The following is a 20,928-nucleotide window of genomic DNA, read 5'->3' as shown; positions in this document are numbered from 1 at the left end:
TTGTGGGGATCACCACAGTTTTTCTAGCGCTCGATAACGACGTCCTCGATCGGAACGTTATCGTGCCGCCTTCGTCACTCTGCTCGCGGGGATGCAAGAGACCGCCCGGCCGGTAGTGTGGACGCTCGTGACGAGGCTTGCCGCAGACCGCAGAGTGCTCGGCATCCTGGGCCTGGTGGCGGCTCTCGTCGTCGTAGCTCTCGTGGTGCCGCATCCGACGATCGCCCAGATCCGGGAGTGGTCGGAATCGGTGCACGGCCCGGCAATTGTCCTGGCGTTCTTCGCCGTCCACGCCCTGGTCACGATCGCCCCGATTCCGCGCACGGTGTTCACCCTCAGCGCCGGCGTGCTGTTCGGCAGTGCCGTCGGTATCGGCGTGACGGTCGCCGCCTCCACGGTCAGCGCCGTCCTGGCGTTCCTGCTCGTGCGGGCCGTCGGACGCAAGGCCGTGGAATCGCGCCTCACGCACCCGGCGGCGAAAGCGATCGATCTGCGGCTGGCACGCCGCGGATGGCTCGCGGTCGGCTCCCTGCGGCTGATCGCCGCCGCCCCGTTCTTCGTCGTGAACTGTTGCTGCGCCGTCTCGGCGGTCCGTCTCGTCCCCTACACACTCGCGACGGTCGTGGGCATCCTGCCGGGCACCGTGGCGGTCGTACTCCTCGGCGACGCCCTGACCGGGCAGACCGATCCGCGGCTGATGGTGATCACCGGGGTGTGCATCGCGCTCGGTCTCGCCGGGCTGTTGCTCGAGGCTCGACTCCCCGAGCCCGCCGGTTCGGCGCTCGACGCCGTCGTCGAGCCGGATCAGGATCCGGCGACGAGATAGTCGGCCAGAATCGGACCGAGGACGGCGAGCGCGGCCGGGGTCATCATCTCCAGATGGTCGCAGTCGATCGTGTGCTCGGTGATCGTGCCGGACACCCACGGCCGCCACAGGGCCGGTGACGCACCGTCGTCCGTGCCGAGCGATCGCGCCGCGGCGACGAACAGCAGGTCGCCGTCGAAACATCGCAGGTCGAGCGTCGGCGCGGCCCGATGGACGTGCGCATAGGCCGTGAGGATCCGCTCCAGGTCGGCGGTGGACAGTCCGGTCTCGTGCCCGAGACTGCGGTTCACCGCGTCGAGCAGCTGCTCGGAGGTCATCTCGTTCGGCGTCGCGTGGGGCAGTTCGATGCCCAGTCCCGCCAGCAGCTCCGCGTGGGTGTGGGCACGCCGCTCGCGTTCGAGCGGGTAGTAATCGAGGACGACCAGGTCGACGGTCTCCCCCGCGGCGCGCAGTTCGACACCCATGTGGTGGGCGATCAGCCCGCCCTGGGACCAGCCGAGCACGGTGTAGGGACCTTGCGGTTGCACGGCCCGCATCTCCTCGACGTAGCGGTGCGCCAGTTCGGCGGGCGTCGCGTCGAGGGGTCCGCCCGAGAGGTACGGCAGTTGCAGCCCGTACACCGGCCGATCCGGCAGGTGGCGCAGCAGTCCCGCGTACACCCAGGACAAGCCGATCGCGACCTCAGCGGCTTCGAGGTGATCGACGTCGTCCACACGGAATTCAAGTCGCGGTTCGTCGAACACGGTTTCATGCTCGGCCAGTTCTACCCGGGCTGCACCCAGCCGGGTCTGTGGAATCACGACTTCCATCCACTCGACGCCCCGTTGCCGATGCTGGTCGCCCGCCACATGATGACGACCGATTTCCCGTTTCTCGTTGGTCGCCAGGAATGGCTGTGCGCCTACTTCAAGAAGTTCGCCCCGGCACTGCCGTCGACACTCCGCCTCACCATCGCGAAACGGATGAAGTACGACGGCGATGCGGTGGACGCGATCACCGCACATCATGAGCTGACGGGGAACGAGCCGGGCCGATAGGCTGTACGCGTCCCTGTCTCACATTCCGGTCGTCAAGCTTCAGGTCTTGATTATCGACAATCAAGCCCTCACACTTGACGCATGTTCGTCTTGACGGTCGACCAGCGGAGCAGCCGCCGAGACATCGACCGCGTGGCGGACCTCCTCACCGAACTGCAGGATGTTCCGCTGGTACGGCCCTTCGATCGCACCGCGGGCGACGAGGTCCAGGCCGTCGCGGACGATCCCGCCCTCGTCGTCGATCTCGTCCTCGACCTCCTCCGGAGGGAACGCTGGAGTATCGGGGTGGGAATCGGCCCGGTGGAGACCCCGCTCCCCGAACAGACACGCGCCGGCCGCGGACCCGCCTTCGAACACGCCCGCACCGCCGTCGAACGCGCCAAGAACGCCCCTGGGCAGGTCGCGGCCGAAGGCGACGACACCGAGGCCACCGCCGACGTCGACGCCGCGCTCACCCTGCTCGCCACCGTCGTCCTGCGCCGCACAGACCAGGGGCACGAGGCGGTCGACCTCGCTCGTCAGGGCCTGTCGCAGGCGCGGATCGCCGAGCGTCTCGGCATCAGCAAACAAGCGGTGTCCCAGCGCCTCGCCACCGCCGGGTGGCAGGCCGAACTGGCCGGACGCGAACTCGTGCGGCGACTCATGGAAAGGGCCGACCGTTGACCGCCCTCTCACTGGTGTGCCTGGCCGTGGCTGCTCTCGGACCCGCACTCGCGCTGCGCCCGAGCATGCCGGTGTGGCCGGCCGCCTCGTTGAGCATTGCGGGTCTCGCCGGTTCAGCCCTCGCCGCCACCGCGACCACACCGGTTCAGGGAGTCGCGCTCGCGGCCACGCTGATTCTCACCGCCACGGCGGCGATCACCGGGGGCGGACCCGCGGTCCTCGTGGCGTTCCGGATCGCGCGCCGGCAACCCGATGCCGGTCCCGAGCCCACCCCTCCCCCGGGCCCGCTCCGCGGCGGACGCGTCATCGGCGTGCTCGAACGCGGAGCGGTCACCGCCTCGATCCTCGCCGGATGGCCTGAAGGGATCGCCGTCATCATGGCGGTGAAGGGTCTCGCCCGTTATCCCGAACTACGCGAACCGAACGCCTCCGAACAGTTCATCATCGGCACGTCCACCTCGGTGCTGTGGGCGGTCGCGGTGTGCGGAGTCGGGCAGGCGCTGATCACCTGACGCCGGGATCTCCACCGTCAGGTCTTCTTCAGCGCACTCCCCTTGTGCATCGCGACGTGATCGGTCTTGTCGCTCCGGATCTCGTACTGCGGCTCGTCCTCGCTGCACCGCCGCGTGCGCCCCTTGAACTCCACGTCCTCCGTGTGCTTCGCAATGATCACACCCTCGACGTATCCGGCTTCGGAGTTCCATCGGACATGGTCACCGACGGAGAAGTGGGTCGCCATGTCGTCGTCCTCCCGATCGGCTCGCTTCCTGTGGCAGTCGGATAACCGTCTCCCATCGGTCCTACACCCCAAGACGATCAGTCCGTCCGATGCTCCGCGGGATCCGCGGACCCCTCGGCGACGGCACGGAAACGTTCGAGGTCCTCCGGACGGAACTCGGGCCGGGCGACCACCGCGTCGACGAGCAGACGCAACTGGTGCTGCAAGGCCGGCACCGACCCGGTGCGCCCCTGCTCGGAGAGATGATCGATGAGCATGCGCAGCACCCGGGCGAGCGCCGTGGCCACGTGCAGCTGCGCCGAGCCGGCCTGCCGGATCTGTTCGAAGGCGTGCTCGATGTACTCGTCGGGCGACAGGATCCACGGACGCAGCAGAATCCGGCCGTCCGCACCCCCGATCGCCGGCACCGGACTGTCGGTGACCAGCAGGGTGCGCAGCAGACTGCCGAGCCGGAGCACCACCTCGGTGGCGGTCGTCGGGTCGTTGATCGCCTGGCTCAGTGCGCGCAGCGCGATGTCGACGAGTTGCCGCAGCGCGAAGTCCACGTCCTGTTGCATGGTGCGCGTGTTCGAGATCTCCACGGCCGCCTCGAGCCGCCGCAGGATCACCGCCCGTTCCGGCTTCGGATGGATCCGCAGCAGCGGTTCCCCGCAGTGAATGTACGCGCCGGGACGCGTCTCCATCCGCACGACCGAACCCGGCGGTACCACGGCGAGAACGAGCTCGGCCGGCGCCTGGGTCACCCAGCCGTCGCGCCGGGCGTACACCGTCGCCCCCTCGGTGAAATCCGGCTCCGGCACCCGGTCGACGTGGATCTCGCCGCGCGAACTCCGGCTCGTGTTCGAGATGACCTTCTCGGCCTCCGAGGCGATGCTGCGCACCACCTCCCCGACCTGCAGACCGTGGGCCAGCCGGTTGAGATAGGCGATGATGAGCACCACGGTCGACACCGCGAGGACCACAGCGAGGGTGGTCGACAGTGTCGGGGCAGGTGCGGCGTCGTCCGCGCCGATGTGGCGCAGTGTCAGCACGCAGTAGACGAAGGTCGCCACCAGCACCCCGATCACCGTCTGGCTGGCCCGATCCCGGATGAAGGACCGCATCACCCGCGGCGAGAACTGGCTGCTGGCCAGCTGCAGGCTCACGACGGTCAACGAGAAGACGACACCGGCGGTGGTGATCGTGGCACCCGCCACGGTGCTCAGCAGCCAGATCGCGGCGTTGCTGTTCATCTTCATGCCCCACGCGAAGGGGCCGAAGACCCGATCGATGTAGCCGCTCACCTCCGCGAGCACGGCTCCGGCGACGACGACCAGCGCGGGCAGCGCGAACAGACTCTCCCGGAATCGGTATACGCCCGCGGCGATCCGCAACTGCATCCACGGTCTCGGCAGAGCACTCATGTCGACCAAGCTAACCATCCGCAATCCGTACCGCGGGCACTCGCAGCGAGCTGTGGGCACACGCACCGGATGTCCCCTACGGCACGGTTACGGCAAGTCCATGAGATACTCGACGGACAATTGAACAGCCACCGAACCGCGGCGGGAGAGTCCCGCACACAGCGGGCGCCGAAGGAGCAACCTCCCCGGGAATCTCTCAGGCCCCCCAGACCGCCACGGCGAGGCTCCTCTGGAAAGCAACTCTTCCGGGTTCACCGAAGGTGTAAGCGGCTCCGTCCGCGAAAGCTCTCAGGTCCGATGACAGAGCGGGGAACGACAACACCCGCTGGTGCTCGTTTCGTGCACCCTGGACCCGAGGTAGACGTGTGACCGTTTCCCTGGGCGCGCCCCTGCGCGCCGATCATGCGCTGCTCGAGCAGCGCCCCGAAGTTGCACCGACCGAGTCGCGTGGCCCTGTTCTCCCTCCCTCCCCCGCCCCGAAGTCGCCGCCGCGTACGAACCGGCGACTCGGGATCGCCGCGATCGTGCTGTCCGCGACCGCGATGGGCGCCGCAGGATTGTTCGGCCGCAAGGCCACTCCCGAAGGCGCGGTGCTCGGTGAAGCACTGACGCTCGGGCGGATGGCGGTCGGAGCGATCGGCATGCTCGTCCTGATCGCGCTGTCCCGCCGCCTCGGACAGTTGCGCCGGACCCGCCTGTCCTGGTCGGTCGTCGGTGGCGGTGTGCTCCTCGGACTGTCCCTCGCGACCTATCTGTCCGCCACGGTGTTGACCGACCTGTCCCGTGCCGTGGTTCTCCATTACCTCGGCCCCGTCGTCGCGACGGCCCTCGCCCGGGTGTTCCTGAAGGAGAGGGTCGGTCGCCTCGACGCCCTGTCGATCGGCACGGCGTTCGCCGGCATGTTGCTCGCCGCCGGCCTGGTGGGCGGTGAATCGTCCGGGGGCGAGCACGAGACGCTGGGTACCGTGCTGGGCGCCGCCTCGGGAGTCTTCTACGGCGGGGCCCTGCTGTGCTACCGCTATCGCACCGACATTCCGTCCGACGTCCGGTCCCTGTGGAACTTCGTCTTCGGCGCCGTCGCGGCAGGTGGGATGGTCGCGGTGACCCGACCCGACATGTCGGGGATGACCGCGACGCACTGGTTGTGGGCCGGTGGATTCTTCGTCGTCTGCGGTCTGTTCGCGCTGGGGCTGCTCGTCGTCGCAGGCAAGCACCTCCGCGCTGCAGAACTGTCCGGCCTGTCCTACCTCGAAGTCGTGGTCGCGCTGACGATCGGCATGGTCACCTTCGGAGAGTCCGTGACCGTGCTCGCCGCCGCGGGCGCCGGTCTCATCGTGGTGGCGATGGCACTGCCNTGACGAGTGGGAGGGCGCGCCGGTCGGCGCGCCCTCCCACTCGTCATCGGTTTCCGTTACTGCTGTTGCGGCGGCTCGGCCGGCTGCTCGGATGCGTCGTTCGTCATCCAGCGCTGCGCCGGCGGCGTTGCGGGCAACGCCGACTGTACTTCACCGGCACCCCTCTGCGTCCCCTCCGTGGCGAGACCCGTCCGCACTGCGGGGTCGACCGGCTTGCGCGCGACCGCCTCGGCTTCGGCGACGGCCTGGGCCACCTCGGGATCGCGCTTGGTCGCGAACCAATCCTCGACCTCGGCACTGTCGTCCTCGGGCCGTTGCAGTTCCTCGTCGACAGGACTCGGCTCGAAGCGGAAGACGCCGTCCTCGCCGGGCGCGCCGAGCGTCCGCGCGAATCCTTCGAGCGCCTTGCCGAAGTCGCTCGGCACCACCCACATCTTGTTCGCATCGCCCTGGGCCATCTGCGGCAGGGTCTGCAGGTACTGGTAGGCGAGCAGCTCCGGAGTGGGCTTGCCGGCCTTGATCGCGGCGAAGACCTTCTCGATGGACTTCGCCTCGCCCTGGGCCTCAAGGTAGCGCGCCGCGCGATCACCCTGCGCGCGCAGGATCCGCGACTGCCGGTCGGCCTCGGCTTCGAGGATTGCGGCCTGCTTCGCACCCTCGGCGGAGAGGATGCGCGACTGCTTGTCGCCCTCGGCGGTCTTGATCGCGGATTCACGGTGACCCTCGGCCGTGAGGATCATCGCGCGCTTCTCGCGGTCGGCCTTCATCTGCTTCTCCATCGATTCCTGGATCGACGGCGGCGGATCGATGCTCTTGAGTTCGACCCGGGCGACACGCAGGCCCCATCGGCCGGTCGCTTCGTCGAGCACACCGCGGAGCTGACCGTTGATGGAGTCGCGGGAGGTGAGCGTCTCCTCGAGGGTCATTCCGCCGACGACGTTGCGGAGCGTGGTGACGGTGAGCTGCTCGACCGCGGCGATGTAGTTGCTGATCTCGTAGACCGCCGCCTGCGGGTTCGTCACCTGGAAGTACACGACCGTGTCGATGCTCAGCGTCAGGTTGTCCTGGGTGATGACCGGCTGCGGCGGGAACGAGACGACACGTTCGCGTAGATCGACCTTCGCGCGGATGCGGTCGACGAAGGGCACCAGGAAGGTGAGCTGACCCGACGCCGTCCGGTAGTACCGGCCGAGACGTTCGATGACCGCGGCCTCCGCTTGCGGTACCAGCGATACCGATTTGGCCACGACCACCACGACCAGTGCCACCACTACGGCGAGCACGATCAGAGCTTCCATCCTCAGACACCCCTCCACACGACGGCAGTCGCGCCGTCTATCTGCATCACTGTCACTGTCGTTCCCGGCCCGTACACCTCGGTGGCGTCCAGCGGCCTGGCGGTCCACACCTCACCGTCGATCTTCACGCGCCCGGAATGCTCCCCCACCTGCTCGAGGACCAACGCGTGCTTGCCCGGGAGAGCGTCGATCCCGGTGGGCAGAGCGGGCGGCTGGGAGTACCGGCGCCTCAGCATCGGCCGGACACCGAGCAGCAGAACCAGCGAGGTCACGGCGAAAATCACCGCGTCGATCCAGACGGGCAGATCGGTCACCGCGGAGACACCGCCGGTGACGAGCGCTGCACCGCCGAGCATCAGCAGCGCGAAATCGCCCGTGAGCGCTTCGCCGGCCGCCAACGCCACTCCGGCGATCAACCAAATCAATGCGGCCACGATCACCATCGAACCACAAATCGGACATCCTGGCAGATGCCCTGGTGGAGGAAGCGGTCTTGGCCCCTCGTCCTCGAGGCTGCTTTCCGCAGGGAAGATCTCAGGTCGGTAATTCTATATTCTTCGGCTTTCCGTCCCGACCGGAATTTCACCCCGGCTTCATAAGTGGAGGCAGCCGAAACACATCCTTTTGCCGTTGGGAAATCGGTGATACCGTCCCCGAACTACCGGCATCACCCCCGCGCGTTCACTCCTCGTGGGAGCTCGATCAGCTCGTCAGGCGGTTCCACGCGGCCATCGACGACATCGAGGACCCGTACGAGCGCGCCGTCGAATGGATCGTCGAAGCGGTCCGCACCGTTCGCTACCACCCGGTCGCACGACGATTCGTCGACAACGAAGCCGCCCTCCCCCTCCACCGACAGCTGATGTCCGCATCCGTTCCCCAGGCTTCGCACCCGAGGAGTCCGGCAATGGAAGTCACTCCCGCACAGCGCGTTCGCGCAAACATCGAGGACGATGTACCCGTCGCCGACCGCACCTTCGTCCGGTCGCCGGCAGACCGCCGCATCCGGCCGATGTTCCTGTTCCGGGCGCTGTCGCTCCAGGACACCCACCCCACCGTCATGGTTGCGCTCGGTCAGCCCTCGTCGGGTTCGGTGACGAAGTCGACGAGGCGCTCCACGGCGCCGATGAGGTGCGATTCGAGATCGCGGAAGGAGTTCACGGCGTTGTAGACGCGCCGCCAGCCGTCCTGCGGCGTGCCCCAGCCGAGTTCACGGCAGACGCCGGTCTTCCAGTCCTGTCCGCGCGGAATGGAGGGCCAGGCGTCGATGCCCACGGCCTTCGGTTTCACGGCCTGCCACACGTCGATGTAGGGATGGCCGGTGACCATCACGTGCGGACCTAGATTCGCGGTGAGATGCTCCTCCTTGGACCCGGTGACGAGGTGGTCGGCGAGCACACCGACGCGTCGGCCCGAGCCGGGTTCGAACTCGGCCAGCCTGGCGCCGAGATTGTCGAGGCCCTCGAGTTGTTCGACGACCACGCCTTCGACCCGCAGGTCGTGCCCCCACACCCGTTCGACGAGGGCGGCGTCGTGCACGCCCTCCACCCAGATCCGGCTTCCCCGCGCCACGCGTGCGCGCAAACCCTCCACCCGGGTGGATCCCGAGGCGGATCTCGTCGGTGCGGAGGCGGGACGGATCTTCGGTTTGACGAGGGTGACGGGTGCTCCGTCGACCAGGAAGGCCGCGGGGCGCATCGCGAACAGACGGGTGCGTCCCTGCGCGTCCTCGAGCCGCACGAAGTCGCCGTCGTGGGTCTTCTCGATTCCCACGATCGCGCCGCACCAGCCGGATGCGGCGTCCTCGACGACGACGCCGCGCTCCGCTGCGAGTTCGGGAACGGCCTTCTTCTTGGTGCGGGCGTGGCCGGCGTAGATGTCGCCGCCGTAGATATCGCGTGGGCTCACGCCAGTCCACCCTAGGACATTGCGCGGGACCGCTCGCGCTGCCACGCCGGACCGCCGTGCGCGGTCGCCGTATGCTTTCGGGGTGAGTTCTCCGAGCCTGACGCTGACCGTGTGGGCGGGGTCGTGGCTGTCCGGTCACGCCTCCCCCGACGATGTGATCGATGCGCTGCACGAGTGGGCGCCGATGCATCTCGTGGGTGCCCACGATGCGGCGACGGCCTCCGCGGCGGATCTGCCCGACAAGGGTGTCGCCGACGGTGCCGCCCTGCTGCTCACCCTGATCCGCCGCGTCGATTCCGCCGCCGGCGCCGGTCTGCATCTCGTCCTTCCCGCCCCGGGCGACGTCCGCGCGTTGCCTGCCGGTACGGCGTTCGCCTCCGCGGCGCTGGCTGCCGGTGAAGGCGTCGTCGTGGGAGCGCCCGGAACCCCGGGGCTGGGTCTGGTACCCGTGATCGAGGGTCCGGACGTCCTACGGTGGAACGTCTTCACGCTGCCGGCGGTACCCGAGATCGCGGTCGACGGTGGTCTCGGTGCGGCCGAGTTCGCGATCCGCGAGGCGGTTCGTGATGCCGCCTCCGCGTTGAGCGGAATCCCGACGGTGGGCACCGACGGGCGCCGCACCGATCCGCGGACGGAGATCGCCGAGAAGGTCGCCGAACTCGCGCGGCACCGCTATCCCCCGTCACTGCCCGCACGTGCCGTGCGCGTCCTCGACACCGCAGACCAGGTCGCGGCGATCCTCACCGTGGCCGGTCGCGGAGGGGGTCTGCGGGCCGGTTCGGTGTCCGCCGCCACCGGCCGCGAGGGCGCGCTGCAGCCGCTGTGGGCCGCGGTCCGCGAGGCCCGCACCGGTGCGGTCGCGGCGGCTCTGCGGGCCGAGCACCATCACTGACCGCGGCCCACAGTGCGCGTCAACTCCAGTGCGCGTCGACTCCAGTGCGCGTCAACTCCGTTGCGCGGTGACCAACAGGTACTCCCAATTCATCGCTCCCCCACCGAGATCGTGACGTTGGGCGAGTTCGAGCAGGTTGAGATCGAGAGCCGCGACCCGATCGTGGTCGTCCGCGATGTTGCGGTACACCGCGATGGTGGGGCCGTAGGCGGACTTGAAGAACTCGCGGAAGTCCTCCCCGGTCGCGAAGCGTTCGACGCGCAGGTTCTCGGTGCGTGCCTGCAGGTCGGTGACACGGTCGCCGATCAGCTCGCGCACGTGCACCTCGTCGCCCCACAGCGGCGGCGGCTGTGCACCCGGCGGGGGCGGTGGCGCATACGGTTTCATCGTCGCGAACATCTGCCCGATGAAGCCGGTGGGGGTCCAGCTCAGTAGCCCGATACGTCCGCCCGGGCGGGTCACCCGGAGCAGTTCGTCGGCCGCGGCCCGGTGGTGGGGCGCGAACATCACTCCCACGCAAGAGATCACGGCATCGAAGCTCGCATCGTCGAACGGAAGCGCTTCGGCATCGGCTTCCTGCCAGTCGAGCGTCGCACCTGCCGCTTCGGCGTCACGGCGGCCGACCTCGAACAGTTCCGGGGTCAGGTCGGTCGCGAGCACCGTCGCACCGGTGAGCGCGGCGGGGATCGACGCATTGCCCGATCCGGCGGCGATGTCCAGGACACGGTCGCCCGGACCGATTCCGGTCGCGGCCACGAGAGCGGGGCCGAGTTCGGCGATGACCTCGGTCGCCACCGCTGGATAGTTGCCGAGTGCCCACATCGCCCGGTGCTTGGCCTTCAGGGCGAGATCGGCGTCGTGTGTCGTGGAGATGTCGGTCATCAGAGGATTCCTCCTGTCGAGGGACCCGGCTTCGGCACCGTCTCGGAAGCGGCCCGGGTCACGAATCGACTGTAGGAACGCGGACGCGGTGTCCTCCAGTACACAATCTGTACTGCACCGCCGCTCATCCGTGCTGGTCGCGGCGGTCGGACCGGCCTACGATCCGATCATGGGCCCGCCCTACCACCAGTTCTGTCCCGTCGCCAAGGCGATGGAGTTGTTCGACGAGAGGTGGACGCTGCTCGTGGTGCGCGAACTCGTGCTCGGCAGCGAACGGTTCAACGACCTCCGACGCGGCCTGCCCCGCATGTCGCCGACGCTGTTGTCGAAGCGGATGCACCAGCTCACAGCGGCGGGCATCGTGCAGCGCCTCGAGGACGGAAACGACGTCCGATACGTGCTCACCCCGGCGGGACGCGATCTCGAGACCGTCGTCGACGCACTCGGTGCGTGGGGCACGCGGTGGACCGGGAAACTCGGCGAGGTCGACCTCGATCCGCGACTGCTGATGTGGGACATGCACCGGCACGTCGACCATGCGGCCCTGCCGGAATCCCGGGTGGTCGTGGAGTTCGTCTTCCCGACGGTCACTCACGCGTCGCGCCGGTGGTGGATGGTCATCACGCCGCACGACGTCGACGTGTGCGACGAGGACCCGGGATTCGAGGTCTCGATCCGGGTGACGACGGGACTGCGGGAGCTGACCGAGATCTGGCGTGGCGAAGCGACCTGGCCGGACGCGTTGCGCTCGGGCGCCGTAGTCGTCGACGGTCCGAGCGCCCTGCGCCGATCGCTGCCCCGCTGGTTCGACTCCCCTCTGGCCTCACCGGCCGGGCACTCCGCCCGGTGAGGCTCGGAGGCATCTATCCGTTCGCGGCGGGCCGGGACGGGCGTTTCGGCGGCTCACAGCACCCGACGGCGCACAGGCTCCCGTTGCACGCGGACCCGAGCAGCGGTTCGGTGCCGCAGCGACGGGCGGTGACCCCCTCCCGCTGTTCCTCGACGAGCTCGCGGACGAGTTGCGCGAAGCGCGGGTCGGTTCCGGCCGTCGCCGCACGAGAGAAGCCCATGCCCAGCTCAGCGGCCCGATCGCGAGCCTCGGTATCGAGATCCCACACGACCTCGAGATGATCGGAGACGAACCCGACCGGCACGACCACGACGGCTCGGACTCCCCGTTCGTGCAGCGCATCGATGTGGTCGACGATGTCGGGTTCGAGCCACGGCACCTGCGGCGGACCGGACCGCGACTGCCACACCAGGTCGTAGTCGCCCTCGCCGAGCGCCTCGGCCACCAACCGCGCCGCTTCGGCGACCTGCCGGCTGTAGAGACGGCCGCCCTCCTCCGGCGGACCACCGGTCGCGTCGAAGGAGGTCGGAACGGAGTGCGCGGTGAACACCACGCGCGCGGAATCGCGCACGTCGTCGGCGAGTTCGACGCGGGCCGCGCGCACGGCGTCGGTGACGGCATCGAGGAACAGCGGGTGGTCGTAGAAGTGCCGCAGCTTCGTCAGCTGCGGGGCGTCCTCGACGGCGTCCCGCGCCCGCGCGATGTCCTCGTGGTACTGCCGGCAACCCGAGTAGCCGCCCCAGGCGGAGGTCGCGAACACCAGGGCGTTACGGATCCCTTCGTCGCGCATCCGCGCGACGGTGTCCTCGACCATGGGATGCCAGTTGCGGTTGCCGAAATAGATCGGCAGATCGATACCGTGCACGTCGAACTCGGCGCGGACGGCGTCGATGATCGCCCGGTTCAAGGCGTTGATCGGCGAGACACCCCCGAAGTGCAGATAGTGCTGCGCGACCTCGTCGAGTCGTTCCGGCGGGATCCCTCGTCCGCGGGTGACGTTCTCGAGGAACGGCCGCACGTCGTCGGGTCCTTCCGGTCCGCCGAACGACAGCAGCATCAGCGCGTCGTACGCCCCGGGGGTGTTCGTCATGGGAGTGCCTTCCGTCGTACGGTCAGCTGCCGAAGCCGACCTGGGAGTGGAAACCACCGTCGACGTAGACGATGGATCCCGTTGTCCCGGGTAGCCAGTCGGACAGCACCGCACACACGGTCTTCGCCACGGGCGTCGGATCGTCGACGTCCCAGCCGATCGGGGACGCCGCCGACCACCCCTCGTTCAGACGGTTCATCTCCGCGCCCGGGCCGGTCGCGTCGCCCGCGATGGCCTTGGCCGCGAGCGTCTTGATCGGGCCGGCGGCGACGAGGTTCGAACGGATACCGCGCGGGCCGACTTCCTTGGCCACGTAGCGGTTCACCGACTCGAGCGTCGCCTTGGAGACACCCATCCAGTTGTAGAACGGCACGGCCCGGGACGGGTCGAAGTCCATTCCGACGATCGAACCGCCCTCGTTCATGACGGGTAGGACGGCCTTGGCGAGCGCGCCGTAGGAGTAGGCCGACACCTCGAGCGCCACCGCGACGTCCGTCCAGGGCGCGTCGAGGAACGGGCTGCCCAGGCAGGACCGGGGTGCGAAACCGATGGAGTGGACGACACCGTCGATCCCCTCCGGTGCGAGTTCGCGGATCTTGTCGGCGAGACCGTCGAGATCCTCCTGGTTCTGCACGTCGAGGCAGATCGCCGGCGGCACCGGCTGCGGGAGACGCTGCGCGATCCGGTCGATCAACCGGAGTCGCTCGAAGCCGGTGATGATCACCTTCGCGCCCTGTTCCTGCGCGGCCTTCGCGGTGTGAAAGGCGATCGAGGCATCGGTGATGATGCCGGTGACGAGAATGGTCTTGCCCTCGAGCAGTCCGCCCATGAGTGTGTCGGTCCTCCAGTGAGATTCGGATGTGGTCGCGAGACCGTCAGTGGCCCATGCCCATGCCGCCGTCGACCGGGATCACGGCGCCGGAGACGTAGGCGGAGTCGTCGGAGGCCAGGAAGCTGACGACGGCTGCGACGTCCTCGGGCTTGCCGAGTCGCTGCAGCGGGATGAACTTCTTCGCCGTGTCGCGCAGGTCGTCTGACAGATCCGCAGTCATGTCGGTCTCGATGAAACCGGGAGCGACGACGTTGGCCGTGATCGATCGCGAACCGAGTTCGCGGGTGACCGAACGGGCGAGCCCGATGACACCGGCCTTCGAGGACGCGTAGTTGATCTGACCGGCCTGACCGGCGAGGCCGACCACGGAGCCGAGGAAGATCATGCGGCCCCAACGGGCACGGAGCATCGCACGGTTGGCGCGCTTGGCGCACCGGAAGGCGCCGGTGAGGTTCGCGTCGATCACCGAGCTGAACTGGTCCTCGGTCATGCGCATCAGCAGGGTGTCGTCGGTGATGCCCGCATTCGCGACGAGCACCTCGACGGGACCCTGATGCTCCTCGACCTCCTTGAACGCGGCGTCGACCGAGTCGGTGTCGGTGACGTCGCACCGCACACCGAACAGGTCGTCGGGCGCGCCCGAACCGCGGTGGGTCACGGCGACCCTGTGGCCGTCCGCCTGCAGGCGACGGGCGACGGCGAGGCCGATCCCGCGGTTTCCACCGGTGACGAGGACGGATCGGGGGGTGGCACCCGCGCGCGTGGACGCTGCGGCACTATCTGCGTCAGTCATGCATTCCAACCTATCTGGTGGCCTGGCCGGGACGGAAAACGCTCCGTGAGCGTGCACAAGGTGGATCAGGGCAGCCGCTGGCGCAACACCATCGCCGCGCCGAGCCCCGCGATCACCGAGAGCGCTCCGAGCATGAGCCACGGACGGCTGGCGTCGCCGCGGGTCGTCTCGAAGCCGATCTGCTCCTCGAGCGTGTTGTAGGCGTCCTCGAGTTCTTCGAGGCTTGCCGCCGTGAAGAAGCTCCCGCCCGAGAGATTCGCGATCTCCTTGAGCGACGGATCGTCGACGGGCACGGGGATCCGATCATCCTCGATGGTGACGGTGCCCGTCTGGGTGCCGAACGAGATGGTCGAGACCGGGATTCCCTTCTCCGCCGCCTGCCGCGCCGCGGTGAAGCCCCCGCGGGGATCGTCGGGACTCTCGGGGACGGTCTGTTTGCCGTCGGACAGCAGCACGATCCGCGCGGGCGGCGCCTGGTCGCTGCCGCCGAGCACGGCGGCGAGCGTGTCGATCGACTGCATCGCCGTGAAGATCGCCTCGCCGGTCGCAGTGCGCTCGCTGAGCTGCAGGTTGTCGATCGCGGACTTGCTCGCCTCCCGGTTGGTGGTCGGCGAGACCAGGACCGAGGCGGTACCCGAGAACGCGACGAGACCGAGGTTGATGCCGGGCGTCAGGTCGTCGGCGAACTGCTTGGCCGCCTCCTGTGCGGCGGCGAGTCGTGTGGGCGCGACGTCCGTGGCCTCCATCGACAACGACACGTCGATGACAAGCACGACCGTGGCCCGGTTGCGCGGCACCCGCTGTTCGGCGGTCGGGCCGGCGAGCGCCACGGTGAGGAAGACGAGCCCGACGAGCAACAGTGCGACGGGAATGTGCCGAGCACGTCCCGGGCGGGCGGGCGCGACCTTCTCGAGCAGCTCGAGATTGGTGAAGCGCAGCGTGTTCGTCTGGCGCCGGCGCTGGACCAGCACGTATGCGCCGCCGAGGGCGGCGACGACGAACAACAGCAGCAGCCACCACGGTGAAGTGAAACCGGACAGGCTCATCGTCCCCCCTGCCGTGCGGGTGCGCCGAAGCTGTGCCGCCGGGCCGCGACGAATCGGACGACATCGCCGATCCAGTCACGGTCGGTGCGCAACGTCAGCACCGGTGCACCTGAACTGCGCAGCGCCTGGTGCACGGCCGCGCGATGCTCGACGGCGGCCTGCGCATAGTCGGCCCGCAGTTCGGGAGTAGTCGTGAATTCACGGGTGCGGCCCGTTTCCGGGTCGTGCAGCACCACGTCGCCCAGATCGGGCAGTTCGAGGTCGCGGCGATCGACGATCTCGACAGCGACCAGTTCGTGCCGGCCGGACAGTGCCCGCAGGGAGCGCTCCCAGTCGAGAGGGCCGAGGAAATCGCTCACCACGACCGCCAGACCGCGGCGGCGCTGGGGACGTCGCAGCGACTCGACGAGCCCCCGGAGATCACCGCGGGTCCCGTCGGGTGCGTGCGGGGTTGTCGCGACGGTACGCAACAACGATTGGGCGTGCAGCCGCCCACCACGCGCGGGGACGCGGGCCGTCTCGTTGCCGGTGGAGATCACCGCGCCGATCCGATTCCCGCTGCCGGTGGTCAGATGCGCGAGCGCGGCCACCGCTGCGATCGCCAGGTCGCGCTTCTCACACATGCCGGTACCGAAGTCCAGGCTGGCCGAGAGGTCGACCGCGAGCCACGTCTCGAGTTCCCGGTCGGCGACGGTCTGCCGCACGTGCGGGTGCGTCGTGCGCGCGGTGACCGACCAGTCCATCTGCCGCACGTCGTCACCCGGCTGGTACTCGCGGGCGTCCCCCGGCTCGGAACCGGGGCCCGGGATCAGACCGAGATGGTCGCCGTGCAGGACGCCGTCGAGACGGCGCCGCACGGTGAGCTCGAGGGTGCGGAGCGCGGCGGTGAGCGCGGGATCGCGCAATTCACCGGTCCGGAACCGCGGTGGCGACCCGTCGTGAGGACGTGTGCTCACCGCGCGCCCGCACCTCCCTGCGGATCAGGTGCACCNGCAGGCGCCGGGCCGGGGGTCGCGGTCGGCACGGGTGCGTTCGCCTGGGGCGCGACCTGCGGAAGACCCACGGTCTGCAGGATTCGGGTGATGATCTGGTCCGGGGAGACGTCGTCCGCGAGCGCGTCGTAGGACAGCACCAGGCGGTGGCGGAGCACATCGGGGATGACGTCGACGATGTCCTGCGGCACCACGTAGTCGCGACCGCGCACGAGCGCCAGGGCACGCGCCGAGGAGATGATGCCGAGCGTCGCGCGGGGCGAGGCGCCGTAGGCGATCCAGCCCTGCACGTCGTGCAGGCCGAGCTCGGCGGGCCGACGCGTCGCGAAGATGACCCTCACCACGTAGTCGACGAGCGCGTGGTGCACGAACACACGGCCGGCGATCTTCTGCAGGCGCAGGAGCTGCTCGTTGTCGAGCACCTGCTTCGGCTCGGGAGCGGCGACACCCATCCGGTAGACGATCTCGCGTTCCTCCTCCACCGACGGATAGTCGACGAGGACCTTGAACAGGAAACGGTCGCGCTGCGCTTCCGGCAGCGGATAAACGCCCTCGTTCTCGATGGGGTTCTGCGTCGCCATCACGAGGAACGGCTCGGGCATCGGGAAGGTCTTGCCACCGATCGTGACGTGGCGTTCGGCCATCACCTCGAGCAGCGCCGACTGCACCTTCGCCGGGGCGCGGTTGATCTCGTCGGCGAGCACGAAATTCGCAACGACCGGTCCGAGTTCTGTGTCGAACTCCTCGCGTCCCTGCCGGTAGATGCGGGTACCGACGAGGTCCGTCGGCACGAGGTCGGGAGTGAACTGCACGCGGGAGAACGACCCACCGACGACCTTCGCGAAGGTCTCGACGGCCAGCGTCTTCGCGACACCGGGAACGCCTTCGAGCAGCACGTGCCCGCGCGCGAGCACACCGACCAGCATCCGCTCGACCAGCAGGTCCTGGCCGACGATCACGCGCTTGACCTCGTAGATGGCCCGTTCGAGGAGACGGACGTCGTCGGCGGGGTCGTACGCCTTCGCAGGAGCGTCGCCGGGTTTCCGCATGTTCGCGCCGGACACCTGCGGAGCCGGACCGTTCGCACCGGCCGCCTTCGGCGCCGGCGCGGCACCCGCCGCAGCCTGGTTGTTCTTGCGTCCGTCGTTACCGCCCTGGTCGCCCGGCGTCGCCGAACCGGACGTCCCACCCTCGCGTGAGGTCACCAACAATCCACCGCTTTCGCCTACGTCGCTCCGCTGGAAACACCTGCTGCACCACTATTGCAGGTGACGGCTCGGTGTGTCGTCGCCCCTGCACCGACCGGGAGACGGCACCCGGAAACGACCGGATGGCACCCGCCCTCGGTGGTACGAGGGCCGCGGCAAACCTCGCCCTCACGACACCATGCGCACCACGTACGGTGTCATGCCGCCCCAGCGTACCGGCGAGATCTTCACGAACGATCCCGACTGCGGCGCCTCGAGCATCTGCCCGTCGCCGAGATACAGCGCGACGTGCTGGCTGGCGTTGGGCCCGTAGAAGATCATGTCGCCCCGTCTCATCTGCGACGACGGAACCTGGGTACCGGCCGTGTACTGGTAGCCGGTGTAGTGCGGGAGCGAGATGCCGATGCCCGCGAACGCGTAGATCATCAGTCCGGAGCAGTCGAAGCCGACCTTGGCGTAGTCGCCGTGGACATCGGCGACGCCGCCGTCGCGGATACCGCGGGTCGGGCCGTTCTCATTGCCACCACCCCACGCGTACGGGACGCCGATCTGGGACATCGCACGGTCGATGACGATCTCCACCGCAGCGGGACCGGTGACGGACGGACGCGACGGGATCCCGGGCGTCGAATTCGGTGTGGAGGGGCGGGAACCCGATCCCCCGGTCCCCGATCCGGGGGTCTCCACGACGGGGTCGCCCGGATCCGGGTTCTCCCAGTCGATCCCACCGTCGTCGCCGCTGTCCTCGTCTTCGTCCTCGTCGGGGATCGTGCCGCTGTCGGTGCCATCCGGGACGGATCCATCGTCGGTACCGTCTGGGACGGTTCCACCGTCGGTACCGTCTGGGACGGTTCCACCGTCGGTACCGTCTGGGACCGTGGCGTCGTCGGTGTAGTCCGGTGCAGCCGTGTCGGTGCCACTCGTATCGGTGCCACTCGTATCGGTGTCACTGCCCTCCGGCGCTCCGGATTCGGTGGTGACCTCACCCGGTGAGGCGACGTCGCTCTCGCCGGTCGACGGAGACTCCTCGATCAGCGTGTGGGGGCGACGGCCGTTGGCGAGTTCCGNCTCGGCTGCGCGGCGACGGTCCCAGTCCTGGTACTGCGCGCGTTGCCCTTCCAGGCCCGCAACGTTCACGCGGGCCCGGTCGAGTTCGCTCTGCGCGTTCGCACGTTCCTGCTCGATGCGCGACTTCTCCGCGGCCTGCCGACCGAGTTCCGCTCGCGCGACGGCAATCGCGGCCTCGGCCTCGGCCCTGCGCTGCTCGGCGGCTTCCGCCGCCGCGTCGGCCTCGAGCTTGGCCGCGCGTGCCCGCGAGTGGGAGTTGGCCTCCTGGGCCCGGGCGCGCTGGAGCGCATCGAGCACCGCGGCGCGCCCGGCGGATAGCAACCGCATGACCTGGGCGCGGTCGAGCAGATCGTCGGGACCGTCGACGTCGAGGAAGGCCGCGAGGGAGACCGAGTTGGCGCCACGGGTGTAGCTGTCGCGGACGAACGCGTCGAAGTTCTTCTGGGCAGCGAAGATCCGGTCGGCGGCGTCGTCGAGTGCGCGGCGGGAATCCACGACCACCCGTTCGGCGAGATCCGCTGCGTCGCGCGCGCTCTGGAGATCGACGAGGGCGCGGTTGACGTCCTCGCGGCGGATGGCGACCTGCGCGTCGAGCTCGGCGAGCTGCTGATCCGCGCCGGCGATCCGGACGATCAGCTGCCCGACCCGGTCGATGTTGGCCGCGACGGCCGCACCAGCGCGGTCGATCTCGGCGTCCGAAGGGTTCGGCGGCGGGGGCGGTGCGGCGGACGCCGTCGTGGTCACGGTAAGGAGCACGGCTGTGACCAACCCCAAACCGGCGAGGAGCGTGCCGGCGCGCGTCCGCGGGGTGCGACCGGGCGTCGGACCGTCGGGTCGACGGCCTGCAGTGAGCGTCGTGGCGGTGCCGTCCGGCCCCGACCGTCGCGGAATCCCTCCGTGGATACCGAACCGTCTCACTTGCATCTCCCTCGGTCGCACCTGGTGGCCGAGACATCCGGCCGGACGACCCGAGGAAGGCAGGCAGCATCCGCTCGCCGTGGGTGCCCCACGGCTCACACGCTGCAGTCGTACACCGGCTGCGGACAGCGTCCCCACGAGCCGGGTTGTGACACACCTTCCCCAAGAGCGTCATGAAAACCGTACGACACCTCAGGGGTATGTCGCATGACAGTCACGAAGATCGGCCGGAAGAACTCCGAAAGAACACGGTGCGGACACCGAGGAACACCGTGAGGACACCGAACGATCTTCCCTGCCGGATTCCGTCACGGTCGGGGCGAGGACAACCCGGAGACGATCTCCGCGGTGACGGAAAGAGACCTCAGACGTCCTTGGCCGATGACGATCCGTTACCTCCGGCAACGGTCGCGTCACCGTCCGCGCGGCGGCGTTTGGCGAGCCAGGTCGCGCCGGCCGCAAGGGCGACCACTGCGACGATCAGCAGCGTCATCAGCGTCCAGGGCGGTGACGGCTCGAGCACCGAGTCGACGAAGTTGCGTGTGGAGACCACCGGATCGCCGGTGTAGGTGCGATCCTGGGCGGCCTCGAGAGTGACGCGGTCGAGATCCTCGCTGAATGTCCCGACCCATCCCGGACTGAGGACCAGCACCGTTCCGCCGTCCTCGGCGCCGACCTCCGTCGCGAGGTCGCGCAGCTGCGAATCCATACGGGGGTCCCGGTCGAGCACGACCACGCTGAGGTCGATCCCGTTCTCCTGCGCGCGCTGCACCTCGGCGACGAGGTCGTCGACGTACTGCGAGGGCGCCGCCACCTGGTCGTCGGCGAGATCGGCGAGCACTTTTTCGACCGAGACCCCGGCGGGAAGATCCGTGAGCGCAGGGCCCGGTATACGAAGCAGTGGCGCAGACATCTCTCTCCGGTGGTGCTGGGGCAGAAGCCGGGCGATACGGCGATCCGGCCGTGCGGAGACGACACGAAGAGCCACACCCGTGGGCAAGGCAGAACATTACGCGATCGCGCGACGGCGGCTCGAAGCACTCGTCGCGAGCAGGACCGATGCCGGCGGGACGCTTCGTCGACACGACGGACCCGACTTCGGTTCAATACAGGACAAGCGTACTGTTA

At 68.9% G+C, this 20,928-nt stretch carries 21 protein-coding genes, 2 pseudogenes and 1 riboswitch; of the genes and pseudogenes, 7 read left to right on the top strand and 16 right to left on the bottom strand.

All coding sequences use genetic code 11. The features are described 5' to 3' along the window. Positions 1-154: 154 nt before the first annotated feature. Positions 155-826 (top strand): TVP38/TMEM64 family protein, encoded by a 672-nt coding sequence (locus QR64_RS21915; protein ID WP_006551536.1) that lies wholly within the window; start codon positions 155-157, stop codon positions 824-826. Here QR64_RS21915 and QR64_RS21910 read toward each other — a convergent pair. Continuing rightward, entirely contained in the window at positions 805-1,539 is a 735-nt protein-coding gene (locus QR64_RS21910; RefSeq protein WP_235367266.1) for a thioesterase domain-containing protein, read from the bottom strand. The genes QR64_RS21915 and QR64_RS21910 overlap by 22 nt on opposite strands. On the opposite strand from QR64_RS21910, the gene QR64_RS21905 reads away from it, so the two are divergent. The 3 genes from QR64_RS21905 to QR64_RS21895 all read left to right on the top strand — a co-directional run bounded on the left by QR64_RS21905 (position 1,522) and on the right by QR64_RS21895 (position 3,038). Then, on the top strand, positions 1,522-1,863 hold the full coding sequence (locus tag QR64_RS21905) for a DUF6875 domain-containing protein (protein ID WP_019289313.1): 342 nt from the start codon (positions 1,522-1,524) through the stop codon (positions 1,861-1,863). The genes QR64_RS21910 and QR64_RS21905 overlap by 18 nt on opposite strands. A gap of 81 nt (positions 1,864-1,944) precedes the next feature. Then, positions 1,945-2,526, top strand: a complete 582-nt coding sequence (locus tag QR64_RS21900; protein WP_039587175.1) for a SatD family protein — start codon at positions 1,945-1,947, stop codon at positions 2,524-2,526. Continuing rightward, the gene (locus QR64_RS21895; protein ID WP_039587173.1) at positions 2,523-3,038 is read left to right on the top strand and encodes a hypothetical protein; all 516 of its coding nucleotides are present in this window, start codon (positions 2,523-2,525) and stop codon (positions 3,036-3,038) included. The genes QR64_RS21900 and QR64_RS21895 overlap by 4 nt, the downstream gene beginning before the upstream one ends. 17 nt (positions 3,039-3,055) lie before the next feature. On the opposite strand, the gene QR64_RS21890 is transcribed toward QR64_RS21895, so the two are convergent. Both QR64_RS21890 and QR64_RS21885 read right to left on the bottom strand, forming a co-directional pair. Further along, positions 3,056-3,265 (bottom strand): DUF2945 domain-containing protein, encoded by a 210-nt coding sequence (locus tag QR64_RS21890; protein ID WP_006551530.1) that lies wholly within the window; start codon positions 3,263-3,265, stop codon positions 3,056-3,058. Positions 3,266-3,342: 77 nt separating this feature from the next. Continuing rightward, positions 3,343-4,668, bottom strand: a complete 1,326-nt coding sequence (locus tag QR64_RS21885; protein WP_183079134.1) for a DUF2254 domain-containing protein — start codon at positions 4,666-4,668, stop codon at positions 3,343-3,345. A 132-nt stretch (positions 4,669-4,800) separates the two neighbouring features. After that, positions 4,801-4,891: riboswitch (glycine riboswitch) on the top strand. A gap of 142 nt (positions 4,892-5,033) precedes the next feature. Between QR64_RS21885 and QR64_RS21880 the strand changes: the two are divergent. Continuing rightward, positions 5,034-6,022, top strand: a pseudogene (locus QR64_RS21880) (DMT family transporter); the annotation flags it as partial. Positions 6,023-6,079: 57 nt separating this feature from the next. Here QR64_RS21880 and QR64_RS21875 read toward each other — a convergent pair. The 3 genes from QR64_RS21875 to QR64_RS21860 all read right to left on the bottom strand — a co-directional run bounded on the left by QR64_RS21875 (position 6,080) and on the right by QR64_RS21860 (position 9,229). Continuing rightward, positions 6,080-7,321 carry an SPFH domain-containing protein gene (locus QR64_RS21875; protein WP_006551527.1) on the bottom strand — a complete coding sequence of 414 codons (1,242 nt, stop codon included), beginning with the start codon at positions 7,319-7,321 and terminating at the stop codon, positions 6,080-6,082. A 2-nt stretch (positions 7,322-7,323) separates the two neighbouring features. Then, positions 7,324-7,764 (bottom strand): NfeD family protein, encoded by a 441-nt coding sequence (locus tag QR64_RS21870; protein WP_033096636.1) that lies wholly within the window; start codon positions 7,762-7,764, stop codon positions 7,324-7,326. 631 nt (positions 7,765-8,395) lie between these two features. After that, a complete protein-coding gene (locus QR64_RS21860; protein ID WP_006551524.1) occupies positions 8,396-9,229 on the bottom strand; it encodes a DUF3097 domain-containing protein in 834 nt (277 codons plus the stop codon). A gap of 82 nt (positions 9,230-9,311) precedes the next feature. On the opposite strand from QR64_RS21860, the gene QR64_RS21855 reads away from it, so the two are divergent. Further along, the gene (locus tag QR64_RS21855; protein WP_033096634.1) at positions 9,312-10,121 is read left to right on the top strand and encodes a hypothetical protein; all 810 of its coding nucleotides are present in this window, start codon (positions 9,312-9,314) and stop codon (positions 10,119-10,121) included. 51 nt (positions 10,122-10,172) lie between these two features. On the opposite strand, the gene QR64_RS21850 is transcribed toward QR64_RS21855, so the two are convergent. Next, on the bottom strand, positions 10,173-11,003 hold the full coding sequence (locus QR64_RS21850; protein ID WP_039587168.1) for a class I SAM-dependent methyltransferase: 831 nt from the start codon (positions 11,001-11,003) through the stop codon (positions 10,173-10,175). A 169-nt stretch (positions 11,004-11,172) separates the two neighbouring features. Between QR64_RS21850 and QR64_RS21845 the strand changes: the two genes are divergently transcribed. Then, the gene (locus tag QR64_RS21845) at positions 11,173-11,853 is read left to right on the top strand and encodes a winged helix-turn-helix transcriptional regulator (protein ID WP_024100829.1); all 681 of its coding nucleotides are present in this window, start codon (positions 11,173-11,175) and stop codon (positions 11,851-11,853) included. Positions 11,854-11,866: 13 nt separating this feature from the next. On the opposite strand, the gene QR64_RS21840 is transcribed toward QR64_RS21845, so the two are convergent. From QR64_RS21840 to QR64_RS21805, 9 genes and pseudogenes are all read right to left on the bottom strand, one after another. Beyond that, the gene (locus QR64_RS21840; protein WP_006551520.1) at positions 11,867-12,943 is read right to left on the bottom strand and encodes a ferrochelatase; all 1,077 of its coding nucleotides are present in this window, start codon (positions 12,941-12,943) and stop codon (positions 11,867-11,869) included. Between the two features lie 22 nt (positions 12,944-12,965). After that, complete coding sequence (gene inhA, locus QR64_RS21835; protein ID WP_006551519.1) at positions 12,966-13,772, bottom strand: NADH-dependent enoyl-ACP reductase InhA; 807 nt, start codon at positions 13,770-13,772, stop codon at positions 12,966-12,968. A gap of 46 nt (positions 13,773-13,818) precedes the next feature. After that, a complete protein-coding gene (fabG1, locus tag QR64_RS21830; RefSeq protein WP_006551518.1) occupies positions 13,819-14,568 on the bottom strand; it encodes a 3-oxoacyl-ACP reductase FabG1 in 750 nt (249 codons plus the stop codon). Positions 14,569-14,633: 65 nt separating this feature from the next. Further along, positions 14,634-15,614 (bottom strand): VWA domain-containing protein, encoded by a 981-nt coding sequence (locus QR64_RS21825; protein WP_006551517.1) that lies wholly within the window; start codon positions 15,612-15,614, stop codon positions 14,634-14,636. Beyond that, positions 15,611-16,570 (bottom strand): DUF58 domain-containing protein, encoded by a 960-nt coding sequence (locus tag QR64_RS21820; protein WP_039587166.1) that lies wholly within the window; start codon positions 16,568-16,570, stop codon positions 15,611-15,613. The genes QR64_RS21825 and QR64_RS21820 overlap by 4 nt, the downstream gene beginning before the upstream one ends. Before the next feature lie 36 nt (positions 16,571-16,606). Then, the coding region (locus QR64_RS21815; RefSeq protein ID WP_411908096.1) for an AAA family ATPase at positions 16,607-17,811 on the bottom strand (1,205 nt) is incomplete at its 3' end. 171 nt (positions 17,812-17,982) lie between these two features. Further along, positions 17,983-18,881 (bottom strand): annotated as a pseudogene (locus QR64_RS28360) (NlpC/P60 family protein); the annotation flags it as partial. A 1-nt stretch (position 18,882) separates the two neighbouring features. Beyond that, positions 18,883-19,800 (bottom strand): coiled-coil domain-containing protein (locus QR64_RS28355; RefSeq protein WP_411908095.1); only part of this gene is annotated, 918 nt, incomplete at its 3' end. A 364-nt stretch (positions 19,801-20,164) separates the two neighbouring features. Further along, positions 20,165-20,713: a DUF6676 family protein gene (locus QR64_RS21805; RefSeq protein ID WP_024100824.1), complete on the bottom strand. Its 549-nt coding sequence runs from the start codon at positions 20,711-20,713 to the stop codon at positions 20,165-20,167. Positions 20,714-20,928 lie beyond the last annotated feature (215 nt).

It is taken from the genome of Rhodococcus sp. Chr-9, from assembly GCF_000801125.1.
GTDB lineage: Bacteria > Actinomycetota > Actinomycetes > Mycobacteriales > Mycobacteriaceae > Rhodococcus > Rhodococcus pyridinivorans.
Note: the sequence above shows the minus strand (reverse complement) of the source record. Positions and strands in the feature narration are given on the sequence as shown.